This window comes from Enterobacter sp. JBIWA003 (genome assembly GCF_019968825.1).
Classification (GTDB): domain Bacteria; phylum Pseudomonadota; class Gammaproteobacteria; order Enterobacterales; family Enterobacteriaceae; genus Enterobacter; species Enterobacter quasiroggenkampii.
In genome coordinates, this window is record NZ_CP074172.1 from 1 (window position 1) to 16,563 (window position 16,563).

At 52.9% G+C, this 16,563-nt stretch carries 11 protein-coding genes and 10 pseudogenes; 14 read left to right on the forward strand and 7 right to left on the reverse strand.

Annotated elements, in window-relative coordinates; translation table 11 throughout:
* The 4 genes and pseudogenes from repA to KGP25_RS25655 all read left to right on the forward strand — a co-directional run bounded on the left by repA (window position 1) and on the right by KGP25_RS25655 (window position 3,083).
* Window positions 1-876 (forward strand): incFII family plasmid replication initiator RepA, encoded by an 876-nt coding sequence (repA, locus tag KGP25_RS25640; RefSeq protein ID WP_223540758.1) that lies wholly within the window; start codon window positions 1-3, stop codon window positions 874-876.
* A gap of 907 nt (window positions 877-1,783) precedes the next feature.
* Window positions 1,784-2,017: a DUF2767 family protein gene (locus KGP25_RS25645; protein WP_181013416.1), complete on the forward strand. Its 234-nt coding sequence runs from the start codon at window positions 1,784-1,786 to the stop codon at window positions 2,015-2,017.
* Window positions 2,018-2,040: 23 nt separating this feature from the next.
* Window positions 2,041-2,364: pseudogene (locus KGP25_RS25650) on the forward strand (NIPSNAP family protein); the annotation flags it as partial.
* A 68-nt stretch (window positions 2,365-2,432) separates the two neighbouring features.
* Complete coding sequence (locus KGP25_RS25655; protein WP_123061196.1) at window positions 2,433-3,083, forward strand: DUF2913 family protein; 651 nt, start codon at window positions 2,433-2,435, stop codon at window positions 3,081-3,083.
* On the opposite strand, the gene KGP25_RS25660 is transcribed toward KGP25_RS25655, so the two are convergent.
* Together KGP25_RS25660 and KGP25_RS25665 are read right to left on the reverse strand one after the other, a co-directional pair.
* On the reverse strand, window positions 3,084-4,025 hold the full coding sequence (locus KGP25_RS25660) for an Rpn family recombination-promoting nuclease/putative transposase (RefSeq protein WP_123061204.1): 942 nt from the start codon (window positions 4,023-4,025) through the stop codon (window positions 3,084-3,086).
* A 121-nt stretch (window positions 4,026-4,146) separates the two neighbouring features.
* A pseudogene (locus KGP25_RS25665) lies at window positions 4,147-4,362 on the reverse strand (serine recombinase); the annotation flags it as partial.
* On the opposite strand from KGP25_RS25665, the pseudogene KGP25_RS25670 reads away from it, so the two are divergent.
* Both KGP25_RS25670 and KGP25_RS25675 read left to right on the forward strand, forming a co-directional pair.
* A pseudogene (locus KGP25_RS25670) lies at window positions 4,363-4,692 on the forward strand (integrase core domain-containing protein); the annotation flags it as partial.
* 11 nt (window positions 4,693-4,703) lie between these two features.
* Window positions 4,704-4,877: pseudogene (locus tag KGP25_RS25675) on the forward strand (IS3 family transposase); the annotation flags it as partial.
* 204 nt (window positions 4,878-5,081) lie between these two features.
* Here KGP25_RS25675 and KGP25_RS25680 read toward each other — a convergent pair.
* Window positions 5,082-6,074: pseudogene (locus KGP25_RS25680) on the reverse strand (AAA family ATPase); the annotation flags it as partial.
* Between KGP25_RS25680 and KGP25_RS26820 the strand changes: the two are divergent.
* The 3 genes and pseudogenes from KGP25_RS26820 to KGP25_RS25695 all read left to right on the forward strand — a co-directional run.
* A pseudogene (locus KGP25_RS26820) lies at window positions 6,042-6,897 on the forward strand (hypothetical protein); the annotation flags it as partial. The pseudogenes KGP25_RS25680 and KGP25_RS26820 sit on opposite strands and share 33 nt — an antisense overlap.
* Window positions 6,898-7,043: 146 nt before the next feature.
* Window positions 7,044-7,343 carry a polymyxin B resistance protein pmrD gene (locus tag KGP25_RS25690; RefSeq protein WP_223540760.1) on the forward strand — a complete coding sequence of 100 codons (300 nt, stop codon included), beginning with the start codon at window positions 7,044-7,046 and terminating at the stop codon, window positions 7,341-7,343.
* Window positions 7,344-7,416: 73 nt separating this feature from the next.
* Window positions 7,417-7,995: pseudogene (locus KGP25_RS25695) on the forward strand (recombinase family protein).
* 277 nt (window positions 7,996-8,272) lie between these two features.
* Here KGP25_RS25695 and KGP25_RS25700 read toward each other — a convergent pair.
* Window positions 8,273-9,229, reverse strand: a complete 957-nt coding sequence (locus KGP25_RS25700) for a DJ-1/PfpI family protein (protein ID WP_123061192.1) — start codon at window positions 9,227-9,229, stop codon at window positions 8,273-8,275.
* Window positions 9,230-9,344: 115 nt separating this feature from the next.
* Between KGP25_RS25700 and KGP25_RS25705 the strand changes: the two genes are divergently transcribed.
* Window positions 9,345-10,346, forward strand: coding sequence for an SLAC1 anion channel family protein (locus KGP25_RS25705; protein ID WP_123061193.1), 1,002 nt, complete (start codon window positions 9,345-9,347; stop codon window positions 10,344-10,346).
* A gap of 62 nt (window positions 10,347-10,408) precedes the next feature.
* A complete protein-coding gene (locus KGP25_RS25710; RefSeq protein WP_123061194.1) occupies window positions 10,409-10,735 on the forward strand; it encodes a multidrug efflux SMR transporter in 327 nt (108 codons plus the stop codon).
* Between the two features lie 236 nt (window positions 10,736-10,971).
* On the opposite strand, the pseudogene KGP25_RS25720 reads toward KGP25_RS25710, so the two are convergent.
* Window positions 10,972-11,574, reverse strand: a pseudogene (locus KGP25_RS25720) (Rpn family recombination-promoting nuclease/putative transposase); the annotation flags it as partial.
* Between the two features lie 291 nt (window positions 11,575-11,865).
* Between KGP25_RS25720 and KGP25_RS25725 the strand changes: the two are divergent.
* A pseudogene (locus KGP25_RS25725) lies at window positions 11,866-12,251 on the forward strand (IS3 family transposase); the annotation flags it as partial.
* 256 nt (window positions 12,252-12,507) lie between these two features.
* On the opposite strand, the gene KGP25_RS25730 reads toward KGP25_RS25725, so the two are convergent.
* A complete protein-coding gene (locus KGP25_RS25730; protein WP_223540665.1) occupies window positions 12,508-13,722 on the reverse strand; it encodes an IS91 family transposase in 1,215 nt (404 codons plus the stop codon).
* Between the two features lie 8 nt (window positions 13,723-13,730).
* Window positions 13,731-14,306, reverse strand: coding sequence for a hypothetical protein (locus KGP25_RS25735; protein WP_223540761.1), 576 nt, complete (start codon window positions 14,304-14,306; stop codon window positions 13,731-13,733).
* Window positions 14,307-14,422: 116 nt separating this feature from the next.
* Between KGP25_RS25735 and KGP25_RS25740 the strand changes: the two are divergent.
* Together KGP25_RS25740 and KGP25_RS25745 are read left to right on the forward strand one after the other, a co-directional pair.
* Window positions 14,423-14,518: pseudogene (locus tag KGP25_RS25740) on the forward strand (NgoMIV family type II restriction endonuclease); the annotation flags it as partial.
* 360 nt (window positions 14,519-14,878) lie between these two features.
* Window positions 14,879-16,558, forward strand: a complete 1,680-nt coding sequence (locus KGP25_RS25745; RefSeq protein ID WP_223540622.1) for a ShlB/FhaC/HecB family hemolysin secretion/activation protein — start codon at window positions 14,879-14,881, stop codon at window positions 16,556-16,558.
* Window positions 16,559-16,563 lie beyond the last annotated feature (5 nt).

Below are 16,563 nucleotides of genomic sequence, written 5' to 3' on the forward strand. Positions count from 1 at the left end.
GTGCGGGAAGGTGTGACTGACGCTCAGACCCTGTTCTCCCATTACCGTCAGGTCAGAAACCCGCATCCGGCATTCACGCCGCGTGAAGGCAAAAAGACACTGCCGTTCTGCCGTAAGCTGATGGCGAAAGCCGAAGGCTTCACGTCCCGTTTTGATTTTTCCGTCCACGTGGCCTTTGTGCGATCGCTGGGTAAACGTCACCGCATGCCGCCGGTGCTGCGCCGTCGTGCCATCGATGCGCTGCTGCAGGGGCTGTGCTTCCACTATGACCCGCTGGCCAACCGCGTCCAGCGCTCTATCACCAATCTGGCCATCGAGTGCGGGCTGGCGACGGAGTCGAAGAGTGGCAACCTCTCCATCACCCGCGCCACACGGGCGCTCAGGTTTATGGCAGAGCTGGGGCTGATAACCTACCAGACGGAGTATGACCCGCAGATTGGGTGCAATATCCCGACCGATATCACCTTCACGCCGGCGCTGTTCTCCGCGCTCGACGTCTCTGACGTGGCCGTGGTGGCCGCGCGCCGCAGCCGCGTGGAATGGGAAAACCAGCAGCGCAAAAAACAGAACCTCCAGCCGCTGGGGATGGACGAGCTGATAGCGAAGGCCTGGCGCTTTGTGCGCGAACGTTTCCGCAGCTACCAGACCGAGCGTAAGTCGCACGGGCTGAAGCGCGCCCGCGCGCGCCGCGATGCGGGCAGAACCCGTCAGGACATTGTCACCCTGGTGAAACAGCAGCTGACGCGCGAGTACGCCAGCGGCCGCTTTACCGGCGGGCTGGATGCAATGAAGCGCGAGCTTGAGCGGCGCGTTAAGGAGCGCATGCTGATGTCGCGCGGCAACAACTACACGCGACTGGCCTCCGTCCCCATATAATCCTCCTTCATGAAAAATCCGGCTGACGCCGGAGGGTTTCGCACGTCTGCTGCTCCCGGCTGACGGTTTTCTGCACGAAATGACGCCCGTCCTTTCTGACATTCACCCCATTCCGCCATCAGAACGGCCGAAAATCTGACCGATGAAGCCCGTTGCGGTCGCTGAATTCAGTTACCCACATTTAACTGCAAGGGACCTTTCCGTAAGGTTACAACCGAATGGCTTACTGAGCGCCAGCCGACGTGATTTCAAAGTGCGTGGTTTCCTTTAAAAACCAGCTCTGTACTTCTTTTAAATAAATAATCTTTCTCTCTTATAAATAAATAACCTGTTCGTCGCCTGCCCTGTGGACAGGCTCAGGAGAATGCCCGCCCCTGCAGCGGACTCACGTCTGCGCCGGTTCGGAAACAACAAAGGTTGGTCCCGCCGCGTTGCAGCGGGCGCTGTCGCGCGCGCATAGTTACAACATACAAAACAATGAGAGCGGCAGACCGTGCACAGCGGCACCACCTGCCCCGGGACCCACCCCTGAAAAGCGCCGCCGCCCCCGGCCACAGGCCGGGAGTGGTGTCGCTTTTAGTGATGGATGTTGTAACCAGGTTTTGAGTCGCTGTAAGTGGTATCGCTGGAAGTATTGCGTACACGCCCGTAAGCGGCCCTGACGGCCCGCTAACGCGGAGATACATTCCGGCTACGCCGGAATCACTCCGGTGGCGCACACAGGCTTCTTCGCGGCTTAAAGCTGGGTTGTCTGGGCTTTACAGGGTGGGGGGTTATTACGGCTGAAGCCGTAATGCTTTTTTCGTCCTCGCTTCGCTGCGGGGGCCTCCGGCGCTTTGCGCCTCCATGCCGTTTCACGGCATAATCACACCTGAAGCCTGGTATCTATCGTTTAAGGGAGAGCAGAATGGAGTATTCAGACGCCTTCATGCGCCAGCATGAAGAGATGTGCCGGGTCGTTGGCCAAATCGTTTTTACGCTGGCCGAAGCCGGCCTTGATTCGCGCCGGGAAAATATTGTCTCCGTGCTCCACAGTGAGATTGCGGAAACAGGAAAATGGGCGCCGGACCAGGTGCTTTATCTGCAGCTGGCCATCGACCTGCTGGAACAGGCGCGCTTACTGCCGGGGCAGGGAAACTGATAACGTCAGGGGAAGACACCAGAATGTCACGAACGGTCGAAATACTGCAGTACACCTTACACAGCGGCAGCGGTGTCGGTTTTCACCGAATCATGAGGGACATCAGCGTTCCCCTGCATCAGCGCCACGGCATAGATGTTGTGTGGTCTGCCCGGTCCCTGCATGATCCGGATTACTACATTCTGGTACGGGCTTTCGACAGCCCGGAAAGTATGTCTGCTGTGCTTGATGCTTTTTATGCCGGCGATGACTGGCGCTGCGGGCCGCGTGAAGACATTATTCGCTGTATCGACAGCTGCGTTAAAACGGTGATAAGGCTGCCTGCGGAAAGCGTGGAAAAGCTTCGCAGCAAACATAACCTGTCTTCCTCTGGTCTGAAAGGAAACAACGCTCTGCAGCTGGCGGGTGAATATTTATGAGAAGCATGGAAAAAACGGGCCATCTGGCATGGTGCGCTCTTGTTGCCCTGCACACGGCGCGGGAAGACGGCCTGGTGGTGTCGGAGTCGCAGGAAAATCTGTTTATCAGCCGCTGGTTTGCGCAGGCGAAAAAGCAGCGGCGCTTTTCTCGTGACGTGGCCACCGATATTGACTGGATACTGGAGCAGGGGAGAAGACTTGGCGTCCGGGCAAGGTTACGGCATAAGCTTGATTATCTCTGGCGCAGCTGTACGGGCGAACTGTCTGAGCAGAACGACCTCTTTCGCCTGACATACGCCCTCGAGCTGGCGAAGCAGTACGACTGGGTGTATCACGTCCTGAGCGACAGTGAGTGGAGCGGCCGGCGTCAGATTCAGCCGCCGGCGTCGGTAAACAGCATCTTTCTGCTGAAAAGCGCGCTGGATATCGGTTTTAATGATGACGGGAAGCAGGTTATGCCGGTTCCGGCCAGAATTGGCGGACGAACTGACGGGCTGAATGCGCTGCTTAAAACCTGTGGCTGGGAGGCCATCAGCAACGACGATCACTGGCAGCTGGTGACTATCAGCGCAAAGAACGGGCAGCGTGAATGCAACCCTGTCATTGCCATCACTGATCGCCAGACAGGGAGTCTCAGGAAAGGATGATTAGTGGCGGATCTGCGCCAGGTCGTCTTCCGTCAGACCGGTCATTTTCATGACGGTATTGCGGTCAATGCCGTTCTGCAGCATGGTACGGGCAACTTCCAGCTTGCCTTCCAGCTTGCCTTCATTGCGACCCTCCTGCCTGCCTAGCTGAATACCCTGCTGGATGCCCTTCTCGATACCCTTTTGTTCGAGCTGTTGTGCGATGGTCATGAGTGCGTCTCCGTGTTGCGGCACACGCTGTGCCAGTTCGCGTACAAAGGCTTCGGCGTCGGATGTTTCGCCAGCCTGCACGATATAGTGTACCAGCGATATGACCTGTGATGAAGACAGATATCCGGCCAGCAGGATGGGCGCCAGCCGGTCAACCAGTTCTGCCAGGTCCCGCTGATGAATATGTTTCTGCAGTAAAGTCAGGGCGGCCATGCTTCGATGGCCAGCGATTTCGTCATCCGGAATGACCGTAACGTCTGCCAGCGGGAAAGCGCTGCTGTAGAGTTTGCCTGCCAGCCCCGGATCGTCAAACTCATCCAGCCACCGTGTGGAGTAAGGATACGGGCTGCGTTTACCGGTATAGAACAGCACCGGTATCACCAGTGGTAATTTCTTATGGCCTGCGTCAAGGTGGCGCTGCATGGCGGCCACTGCATAGCGTATAAGACGGAAAGCCATATGCTTGTCAGGTGTTGACTGGTGCTCGACCAGGACATGAATATATCCGTCGCCGCCAGTGGTTTTCAGGCTGTAGAGGACGTCGCTGAAATACTGTCGGAGGTCATCCTCAACGAACGAACCGGACTCCAGTTTCAGCGTGCTGAGATCGCAGATGGCTCGCAGTTCTGCCGGCAAATGCAGATCCATAAAGTCCCGGGCAACATCCGGTTGCGACAGAAACTGCCGGAAGGTGGCATCGTGAGGTGTGGGTGTGCTGTTTTTCTTCTTCATCTGCCCTGGCTCTGAAAAATGACCCGGAGATGTTATCACAGCCCGGAAAAAGCTAATATTGGCGGTGAACGGAATTGCCATTCCTTCAGGGGACTGTGCCGGGGTGGTTCGGTCCCCTTCTTTATCCTTCTTCTTTGTTGCAGACGCGAATTACCGTCATTTTAGATACCCCCGCCAGTCGGGCTGTTTCGCGTAGTGATTTTCCATGAGCCAGGCGCAGAGTGCGAATCAGTTCATGTTTCTGAACATCGGCCACCCTGCCCCGGTATCTGCCCTCCGCTTTTGCCTTGCTAATACCTTCAGCCTGGCGGCGTCGGCAGTCCTCGTAGTCTTTTCTGTTGAGTGGCTGACAGACAATGGTTCAGCCTACCGTTCTCATCAGACCCGTCAGTTCGCCAGAATGGTAGGGCTGGAGTCTAAACATACGGCGGTAGGAAGCCCGGAAAGCAACGGGATGGTAGAGAGCTTCGTGAAGACGATAAAACGTGACTACATCAGTATCATGCTGAAGCCCGGCGGGTTAACCGCGGTAAAGAACCTTGTGGAGGCCTTCGAACATTACAACAAATGGCATCCGCACAGTGCACTGGGATATCGTTCGCCACGGGAATATCTGCGGCGGCAAACCAGTAATGAGTTAAGTGATAAAAAGTGTATGGAAATATAAGGGCCAATCCAGAGAGTTTTTTTGGAACATTGAAATCAGAATGTTATTACCTCAATGAATATAAAAATGTGGATGACTTAAAGCGAGACATTATCGATTACATTGATTATTATAACCAATTGAGGATAAAGGAAAAACTTGGCGGTCTTAGTCCGGTACAATATCGATTGAGTCAGGCTGCATAAGTTGTCCAAGATCTGGGGCGCAGATCAAAATGATGGACACTATTTTCCCGGAACCGGAGCCTGCTGCACAGACGGTCTAATTGTGACGCTTACGAATAGGAGGTACTTCAGTCCCTTTCGGATAGCCTGTATGGCGGTGATAACTCCTGATTTATGTAGCAAAGGGCCTCCCTTCCGGAAATCACTCCGGGGGAGGCAGGAGACTCAGGCGGTACGAGCAATCGTACTCAGATTTGCAGCCGGTGGCAGGGCGATGAGCTTGTCACATTCCACAATTACGTACTCCGAGATGAGATCGAACCTGGACGGATCCAGCTGACAGATGAATTCATTTTCTATGTGGTACGTTTCGTTAACGAATTTTCGTATTACCGGATGGTCCTGATCCAGCTCCAGTAAACGAAATACCTGTAGTTTTTCATAGCCATTACGGCAGCGACGGTGCAGGTTTTTTATTTCTTCCGGACTGCTTACGAGTGCCTGAAGTCGCGGATAATCAAAGCTGTCCACATATTCCCGGATATTCTGCAGGGCCAGCTGAATTTTCTCCGGTGCCGTTTCGGGGTAGCCCGTGCCCTCAGCGGCAGGCTCGCGATGATCCAGCGGGACCGCGCGACGATGGAACAGATTGGACAGGAGCTGATAAGCATCGCCACGTTCGTCAACGATTTCAAAGTAACGGCGAAGATAGATGAGCTTAGTGATCTCCTCACAGTCTGCTGATACGGTGATGGATTTGCATATCTGCATGAACGTCATGATATCGCCGTCGTTAACGGGTAATTCCTCTATGACTCCGGCAGACAGACGCAGGCAGGAGGCGGTCACCAGATTACTGAACAGCTTTCTGACAGACTTCAGCGTGTCAATCACAGGCTCCACGTCATGCGTCAGCATGAGTACAGTCCGGTTCTTCAGGCATTCACCGCTGCCCCGCCTGAACAGCATTTCGAGAATGGCAAACTTCTTGTTTTTGTCAAAAGAGGAAATGGGATCGTCCAGGATAATCAGTCCCGGATTTTTTGACAGGCATTCATACATGAACAACACAATCGCAAAGGCGTTTCGTTCTCCGTAGCTGAGATGCTGGCTGCCGCCACTGACGTACCCGTCAAAATCCATGTGTCGAAGCCTGAGTTTTCTCTGATCGCCCTCACCGACAATATCCACCCTGTATTTATAGCCGGCATAAGTTATTTTCATCTTCATACCCATGCAGATAAAGAATTTTGCTATGCCGGTGAAAGCGACCGATTTATTACCGACGCTGTGAATACCGCTTAAAGAGGCGTGAGCGGGAATGGAGGTTATCACCAGTCACAATAAATTTTACCCCGGTGAGTTTGTTGCACTGTGTAAAGCAGCGAGCCGTAAAGGTACAGGGCTGTTCCACGGTGTGTAGTTATCTGTCAATAATGTACTGGCCGGCGTCCACACGTTCGTGGTGTTTTCCGATAACGGGTTATGGGGCTGTCTGAACCTTGGCAGGACAGTTGAGCTTTTTGATAATAAGCCCGTCCGCAGACGAGTGACGGGATTTCAGATAGTTATGACCCACTACCTGCGGGCCAAAATTCAGGGCTTGCTCGGGGGAGCGCTATCCTGCCAAAGTGCAGGGAAGCGATGCCAAAACGCTGGAGCCTATTGGTGCAAGATAAGTTGCCAGCTATATAAAGCAGGGTGATTACAGGTTTGATGCAGTCCGCTTTGTGCTGCAGGATTTCACACATCTCGTCAGCAGGAAGAAACCATCGGTCCTGATCCACATCTATATCAGTCAGATAGCATTAGAGGGGCACGGTTCGCTCGACGGAACCGTGGTGAAATTTTCTCCGGAACTGAACACCCTGACTGGGATCCTAGGCAGAGGCAGATCCTATGTCCTCGACATTCCGTTTGGTGAAAAGGCCTCTGACAGCGACTACAAAGAAACTCGGGTCAGTAATTTTTTCAAAAGCGGGATAAAATTACCGTTGACGCCGTTTGCCGACACGGGCAGACCTATCAGACAGCGCGTATATGCAGCGGCTCGCAATCATCACCATTTTCAGCTCACAATAACTGCAAATATTTATTAAGCCTTCCGGAACACACTTTTTGTTCTCCTCCTCCTGCATAAGAACACTTTATGTTAATATTTTCATTGGTATTTCTTAAGGAGCCGCTATGGAATGGCTGGTGATTGATACTGTTTATCTGAGAACAACAGGGGCCTGGGTACTAATTTTACAGGCTTCATCATTAAAAATGATGGCAGAAGTCTCTTCTGAATCTCCCATAGAGGCAGGTGATATTCTTTATCCGGTCAGAGATGCCATATATGTCATTAACAAAAATGAAAACCAGCGTCTGAAAGTCACTAGTGCCTCAGCATTTTCAGCCACGCACTGGCGCTTCCTGAAAGGTTATACTAAAATCGGGCGCAATATTTTACCATGGCGTAAGATTTGGGTAGACCCCAAATAGTCAATCCTGTGAGACATTTTTCCTGTCTCATTTTGGTTGTTTTTCATCATCCTAATATTACGTTATCATCGTTATGGCACTCTACGGCTATGCCCGCGTTTCAAACAGTGACCAGGAGCATACCCGGCAGACACAAATTTTCCGTGTCTGCTGGTTATGAAATCATCCGTGCCAAAAGTCAGCAGAAGCAGCGGGCCGGAAGGAGCGAATAGCAGTTTTTGCCAAAGTTCCTGCGCCCCGGTATACGTTGATGGTGACCCGTGTTGATCGCCTGGCCTGCAGCAATAAGGAGCAGCAGGATATCAAGTTTGTCCTGAATCAGCATGTCGTAACGCTCAGGGAAGCGGAACAGCCTGTGGGCAGGCGTTCGGCAGCAGGTAAAGCCTTACTTGATATGCCGGGTCTTTTCGCTGAGTTTGAAACCAATCTGCAACGTGCACGCCAGATTGAAGGGATTTCCGCGGCGAAAGCGCGGGGCGTGTACCGAGGAAGAAAGCCCTGCATAGACCCTGCACAACTCTGGAGCCTGTACACCACGGAGAAGATGGGGGCCACGGCCATAGCCCGCCAGACAGGAGAAAAAGATGCTGGTTTACGAAAGACGCTGAAACTTAGTACCAGCAACACACGTCAGGCTCCTTTGGCACAATAAAGTGGCGGGAAATACTGCTAATTTCAATATCCTCAGTTCCTGTCGAAACATCAATGGCTGCTTGAAGTCCTGACAACGGTCTGGGATTCAGATGAACGGCCCATCATGTGCTTCTTTCGCTATGTAGCGGGCTTGAATACCCCTAACTACACAGGCTTTGTCAAATCTGAGCCCGTTCATAGTAATCCTTTGAGATACAAGGGAGAATGTATGCGCCCCCACGATTTACGCATGAATTTAAGCCGTTAAATAAAGGAATACGGTTAATTGACAGACATCAAACTGATGAAAAACGCTTTCGATAATCACGTGGCTTCACTCCGATACGCCGCATAAATGCCCTTCTGAACCCATCCGTATTTGCATAACCGACTAAACTGGCCAGGCGTTTGAGTGATACGTCCGCATTTTCAATTAGCCGTCTGGCTGCATCGATGCGCGCCAGTTCGACAAATGCTGCTGGAGTCAAACCCACTTCGGTCTTAAAGGTACGCGCAAAGTTCCGCTCGCTCATACCAGCGCGAGTGGCCAGGGCGGGTACGCTCAAATCGGACTTCAGGTGCTCTACAACATAATCCTGTACCTCTCTGATTACACTGCGTTCGGCGGTTTGTGCCGCCAATTGTGCGCTGAACTGTGATTGTCCACCAGGCCGTTTGAAGAACATCACCATTTCACGGGCAACACTGAGCGCCAGTTTTCTCCCATGGTCTTCTTCGACCAATGCCAAAGCAAGATCCATCCCCGCCGTCACCCCGGCTGAAGTGTAGATATTGCCATCCTTGATATAGATGCTGTCCGGGTGAACGTGAGTTTGAGGGTGTTCCTTTGCGAGTTTTGCGCTGGAGTTCCAGTGAGTGGTGACATGGCGTCCGTCGAGCAGGCCAGCAGCGGCCAGAAGAAAAGCACCGCTACAGACCGATCCGATACGACGTACAGATTTCACCTGCCGACGTAGCCAATCTTGCAGTGCAGGATCAAGCGCAATTTCGTCAATGTGTGGACTGCCAGCCACAAGCAAGGTGTCTATCTTACCTTTATAAGTTTCGAAGGTTTTGTCGATGCCAATCTTTAAACCGTTTGAGCCTTTGAGCATTCCCTTACAAGTTCCGATCACTTCGACCCTGTAGGCGCGTGGATCAGCTAATTGTCTGGCTGCTTCGGCGAAGACGTCGGCAGGGCCGACAACGTCCAACAGCTGGACACGGGGGAATGCCAGGAATGTTATGCGCATGATGTCTGTCCTCGTCGAATTATTGGCTGAATACGTCGCTTAATGACTATTTCAGCCTAAATTAATTTGGCTGATAATAGCTTCAACAGCAAATTCAGTCAAACGAGAGACTACCATGAAGACTGCCTATACCCACAACGTCGCTGCTTCTGAACTCGAACAAACTAGCACGGCGCTCATCAAAAACCTGCCTGTTAATCTGTTCGGCTCAGTCATGGGCCTTGCCGGTCTGGCCCTGGCATGGCGCCTGAGTGGTCACTATTACGGCGTCGGCGGCGTGTTAGGTGAAGCGATTGGTGCGCTGGCCGGGATAGTATTTGCGCTGCTATCCCTAGTTTACATTATCAAATGGGCAAAACACCCGGGAGTGGTAAAGGCCGAGTTCAACCATCCGATTGCGAGCAACTTTTTTGGCACCGTCACTATTGCGCTCTTACTGCTTTCATCTGTCGCAGCGCCCCATAGCAAATTACTAGGACAGGCATTCTGGATTCTGGGTAGCGCACTGACGGTATTGCTCGCAGGTCTCGTGGTTTACCGTCTGTTGTCGGGCAATCAGGATCCATTGAATGCCGTTCCTGCTTGGTTGATTCCGGGTGTTGCCACTCTCGACATCACTGTCACTGGTGAGCACATGCCAATGATCTGGGCTGCTGAGTTCAAACTGTTTGCCCTTGCAGTTGGTGCGGTACTCGCACTGGTTTTTTTCACCCGGATTTTTTCACGTCTGGTGCATGAAACAGTTTTGGTCAAAGGCATGATTCCATCGCTGATGGTTCTGATAGCACCGTTTGAAGTCGGTTTCCTTGCATATACCAATTTGGTCGGCGAGATAGACCGGTTTGCCAGCATATTGTTCTATTTCGGCCTATTTCTGTTCGTAGTGTTGGGCTTCAAAGTGTTCCGTCGCGATGTGCCTTTTTCCCCTTCATGGTGGGCAATCAGCTTTCCCGTTGCTGCCCTCAGCAATGCCGCGCTTAAATATGCACATGCCCATGACAACACTGTGCTGATGCTAATCGCTGCTCTAATTCTGCTGTTTCTCACCATGTCTGTGACCGTGTTATTGGTGAAAACCCTGACCAGCTTGTTCAGCGGGAAACTGTTGGCCGAATGACTATTTACCTCACTTTAGCGAGCCTTAACCCGCTACTTTTATAATCACATAGGTTCTATCGAATGACTTATAACACATCCTGGTTACTGCTGATCTGCGCCGGATTTCTGGAGATTTTATTTGCAGTCGGTTTGAAATCTGCAAACGGTCTTGAACGTCCATGGCTACTGCTGGGTACGATCGTAACGTTGGCGGGCAGTTTGTGCTTGTTGACGATAGCATTACGATTGCTGCCCGTAGGAACCGCCTATGCGGTCTGGACTGGTATCGGCGCTGCCGGCACAGCTATCGTCGGAATGTTTTGGATGGGTGATGCCGTATCGTTCTGGAAACTTGTCTGGATAGGCATGATCCTGCTGAGCGTCGCAGGATTACGCTGGGCTGGTTAAACAGAGCAAATACTTAATTTAACGATTAACAGTCCCATTTTAAGTCCTGTGAAAAATGGTAATGCCTTCAAGTGATGGAAGTTTCTGTTAATTTACTAGTATTTGAGGTTTTCCGTGGCTACTGTTAGCGTTCATTGTCCTTACTGTCATTACGATGAAGTTTATCGACATTGTCTTAGTTGTTGCCAACATCAGCGCTTCCGTTGTCGTCCATGTAAATGTGTATACCGCTAACGTATGACCTGCGATGAAGACAGATATGCGGCCAGCAAAATGGGCGACAGCCGGTAAACCAGTTCGCGCTGGTGAATATGTTTCTGCAGTAAGGTCAGGGCGGCCATGTTGCGATGACCGGCGATTTCATCATCAGGAATGACCGTAAGGTCAACCAGCGGGAAAGTGCTGGCCTGCTCGTCAAACTCATCCAGCCATCGGGTGGAGAACGGATAAGGGCTGCGTTTGCCCGTATAGAAAAGTACCGGTATCACCAGCGGCAGTTTCCTAAGCCCTGCCTCCAGGTGTCACTGCATGACGGCCACCTCATATGGTATCAGTCGGAAAGCCATATATTTGTCCGGCGTTGACTGGTGCTCGACAAGGACATGAATGTATCCCTCGCCAGCTGTGGTTTGCAGGCTGTAGAGGACGTCGCTGAAATACTGGCGGAGATCATCCTCTACGAACGAGCCGGATTCGAGCTTCAGCGTGCTAAGATCGCAGATGGCGCGTAGTTCTGTCGGCAGATGTAGCTCCATAAAATCCCGGACAATATCCAGCTGAGTCAGAAACTGCCGAAATGTGGCATTGTGAGGTGTGGGTGTGCTGTTTTTCTTCTTCATCACCCCTGACTCTGAAAAATGACTAGGATATGTTATCACAGCCCGGAAAAAGTTAATATTGGCGGTAAACTGAATTGCTATTCCTTCAGGGGACTATACCGGGGTGGTGGGTCCCCTTTCTGAACCTTATTTAGCCTCCCTCTTTATTGCTGTATCAGACTGAGTAATCCGTGATATTTGCTTTAAATGCAATAATCCTTCTTCTCCTCTCGTGAGATCTGAAAAGATGCTGAGTCGGATCTGCAGATTACAGCCGGGTTATTTTGGCTAACATGCTTGAAATGGAAGCTCCAGAAGACGATGGAAGTTGAGATCCTGAAAGAAGCAGCAGAGTACGGCCAGTCGCGAAAATGGATAGCGCATGCGCCCTTGTTGCCAAAGGACGGGTAATAGCCCTTGTCAGCGGTACAATGGGCGTGTCGCATGCGCAACTGTCACTGTGGATTAACCGTTCTTCCGGTTGGCAGGATATGCGCTGTAACCTGTGTAATGACAAAGCAGACGCAGAAATACAGTCGGGTATCCTGCACAAGCAACGTCACATAGAGGGAGAACAACCTGTGAACACCAAACGGCTTTACAGGGTAATGAGCCACTATAACCTGTTGTTGCATGACAAACCAGAGCGGCCGAAGCTCGAACATAAAGGCAAAATTGCGGTAGCAGAAAGCGATCTCTATCACTGCATTATCAAGGCAATTTCCCCGACGAGACATACTCTGGGCGATGCCACTATCTTTTAACCATCGTTGCCAGCGTGACATCTGATATTGCCAGCCTTGATGGTTAGGAAAATGAATCATCGTTTTGAAAATTTCCTGACCATGAACAGCAGTGTCAACAATGCAGTAATGATGCGCCATCGGGAACGTTATAGTCATAAAATGCTGTTTTTGACGTGTTTTTAACCCGTAACCCATATTTCAGACGCACTTATCCTGCAGCCTGTGCCAGAAGCCATCGTTTTCTGTCTATGTCATGCAGCCTTTCTGCCACTAATTCGGTCGTATGTCTCCCTGCCTGTGCACTGCTGAAGCGCAGCCGGTTGCCGCACAGAAGGCATTTGTACGGATCCGTGCGCAAAAATTCCTTCATCAGCACGGCGAAGCCCGGCTGCTCCGGTTTTTCCCGCGTCTCCATCTCCAGGGCTTCATACACTTTTGGCAGCAGCTCGCCCCGTTTACGATTTGACAAAAAACCGTAGTAACGCACCATCTTAAAATGCTTCTCCGGGATATGACTGATATAGCGTCCGATCATCTCTTCCTGGGTCAGCGTTTGCTGCCGGTATTGCTGTGTACGGTGGTCGTAATAATTGTGCACCACGGCACCACCGCTGTAGTGCCTCAGCTTCGTCGCCGACACCGGCGGTCGCTTCAGGTACCGGCCGAGGTATTTGACGCTCCGCCAGGCACCCCGGGTCTTCTTCGCAAAGTGGACTTTCCACCGACGTCCGTATTGCGCCTGCAGATAACGGCGCCACTGTTTTTCATCCCGGAGATGACCATGGCCGGGCAGGCTGGCGGGGTTAATCCGGTCATAGTTGTCCCGTAGCAGCTCCGTGACGGCAGTGCGCCAGATTTTTTCTACAGCCTGTTTTTTAAAGAAGATACTTTTCCAGACGCCGTGCTTCATGCTGAGCCCGCCGCGGGTGACGGAGACGTGAATGTGCGGATGCTGGTTGAGCTGGCGGCCACAGGTGTGCAGGGCGCAGAAGATACCGACCACCACGCCCTGTTTGCGGGCCCACCGTAACATGGCCCGTGTGGCGGCCTGAAAGAGCTGATTGAGCAGTGGCCAGTTGTTGTTAAAAAACGGCCACAGCAGGTGGGGCATAGTAAAGGTGATGTGCTGCCAGTCGCAGTCGGGGAGGATGTGGCTCTGCTGCGCCACCCACTGCTCCGTGGCTTTGAATCCGCAGGAACTGCAGGCCTTTGACTTGCAGCTCTGGCAGAAAAAGCGGGAGTGGGTGCAACCGGGTGACGAACAGCAAAAACGACGAACACCCATCTCAGTGGTCCCGCAGGCGAGCATGCGCTCAACGCAGAGACGGGTCCAGAGGCTGACGCTGTCGCCATTTGAACCGAGGTACCTGTTCCAGCCGTCATCGACGGTGAAGAGGAGTTTTGCGGGACGCGGGATATACATCCGGGGTATTACAGGCCGGGTATCTTGCCGGTGAAACTAAAATCGACATACTGCCCGCAGTCGCAGTCGCAGTCGCAGTCGCAGTCGCAGTCGCAGTCGCAGTCGCAGTCGCAGTCGCAGTCGCAGTCGCAGTCGCAGTCGCAGTCGAGTTCGTCGGGTCTGTCAGCCCAGTTGTCGGTGGATTTGTCCCATGGGTCGAAGGACACCGGCATTATCCCCAGCTCTGTACAGGTCATGAACTGATCCACGGGCATGCTTTCAGTCATTGCGCCATCGGTACAGTCGTATCCGGCCCTCTCAGCATCACCGGGATGCTGCTCAAAACCCCGGATAACCGTGACCAGGGGCGGATAGTTCAGCGTGTCGAGAAAAAACTGAGGCCCAAGGCGGACGCAGTGCTGTATGGCTTCTTCGGGACTGTCATAAAAGAACTCATGCGGGGTCTCATGGCCGTGCTCAGGAGGCGCGGAGACCATGAAACGTTTGGGGTAGCGTCGGTACGGGATACGCCCGTCAGCAGGAGACCTGCCGGGTTTTCCGGGTTTGTGCTGTTTACGTTTTTTCGGAGATTTGTTGCGCGGCATGCTGGAGATATCCTTCGGGTATTAACATACCGCAGAGTATAAGGCCGTGAGCCGGGCATGAACACCATCGGAACGGCAGAGCCGTGACGCTCGCCCTCTAAGGGCGCTACGTTCACCGGTCCTCCAAGGCCGCTCCAGAACTGGCGGCAGCTCTCGGCAGCGACTACACCATCACACCGGATATCGTGGTGGTACGCGAAACAGAGGACGACAGCACCATCTTACGCCTGACCGCGGTGTTCAGCCCCTGCACCCAGAAAAGATGTCTGTCCTTCATTTCAGAGGGGTATGATCGCATTTGACTGGTCAGATATACTTTTTACGGAGGGAATGTGGCAGTTACCGCCATGAATGGCAGCATAAAACCCTCTTTGCAAGACGATTGCTTTGCGTTATTTTACTGAATAACAAAGGTTTTTATGGAATGAATCAATGCAGCCATATCGGTTATATTCAGTCCTTTGTTTCCATTTTAAAAGATAATGCGATTGTGTAAGGGTTATATCGACATGGATGTTCAGCGTCGCTCACGGATACGTAAGCATTCTTTTTGTGTTGTCTGTATTTCAGCGATGTTGTCCGGTGTTGTCCCCGTCTCTGCGGCACCCACTGGCGATGAACCGTTTATCCTGCAAAACCTGCTTCAACAGGATGCCACACGGCAGTTTCAGCTGCAGGAGCAGCAGCAAAAAGCCCGAGACGAGGCTCTTACACCAAAAGCACCGGATATCCGTCTTTCTGAGAAAGCGTCCTCTCCCTCTCATCTTGTTTTCCCCACAGAAAAAACCTGCTTCAATATCGATCGCGTGGAACTGAGTGGTCAGGAAGCCTTGCCACGCTGGTTACCGTTACAACGCATCGCCAATCAGACGCAGGGCCAGTGTCTGGGCGGCAAGGGCATCAATCTCCTGATGAGCACGATGCAGAATCGCCTGGTGGACCACGGCTATATCACCACCCGCGTGCTGGCCCCGCAGCAAGACTTAAAACGAGGGACATTGAAGCTGAACATCCTGCCTGGTTTCATCCGTCAGGTGAAACTGACGCCGGACAGCGGGAGCTATATCACGCTGTTCAATGCGTTCCCGCCGCGATCCGGTCAATTGTTGGATTTGCGCGGCATTGAGCAAGGCCTGGAGAACCTGCAGCGCCTGCCGACCGTACAGGCCAGGATGGAAATTGTCCCCGGTGAAAAACCCGGCGAAAGTGATATTCAGCTCAACTGGCAGCAGGCCAAAATATGGCGGCTGGGTGCGTCGCTGGACGATTCCGGCACCCGCAGTACCGGGCGTTACCAGGGCGGATTGACCTTCTCGCTGGATAACCCGCTGTCGCTCAGCGACCTGTTCTACATCTCCGGTACCCGTGCGCTGCAACCCGGTAATGACAAGGGCAGCAATAACCTCACCGCCCATTACTCGGTGCCGTTCCGCTACGCGATGCTGTCGGTGACTGCCAACGACTACAACTATCACCAGACCGTGGCCGGGCTGAATAGCGATTACCGTTACAGCGGCGACAGCCAGAACCTGACGGTGCAACTGAGCCGCGTCCTGCACCGTAGCAGCAATCAGAAAACTACCTTCACCTACGATATCCTGACGCGCGGGTCGAAGAACTACATCAATGACACCGAAGTGGAAGTACAGCGCCGCCGCACTGCAGGCTGGCGTATGGGGCTGCAACACCGCCACTTTATCCAGCAGGCGACACTGGACGCCGGTATCAGCTATCAGCGTGGCACCCGCTGGTTCGGGGCATTGCCTGCGCCGGAAGAGTCGTATGGCGATGCCACTGCACTTAGCAAGATTATACAGCTTTCCAGCCAACTTAATGTGCCGTTTGCGCTGGGCAAACAGACCTTCCGTTACAACGTTCAGTATCAGCGCCAGATGAGCAGCACCCCGCTGACGCCGCAGGACCAGTTTGCCATCGGCAGCCGCTTTACGGTGCGCGGTTTTGACGGAGAACGTACTCTCAATGCCAGTGCGGGCTGGTCGGTGCGCAATGAGCTGGCCTGGAGCACGCCAGTGCCGAACCAGGAACTGTATCTGGGGGCAGATTACGGTCACGTCAGCGGCCGTGGCACCGAAAACCTGGCGGGAACCAACCTGGCCGGTAGCGTGCTCGGTATGCGCGGCAGCGCCTTAAAGACGCGTTATGATCTGTTTGCCGGTGTACCGCTCTCCAGACCGGATGGCTTCAAGACCAGCCCGTTGACGCTGGGCTTTACCCTGAACTGGGATTTCTGAGGGCA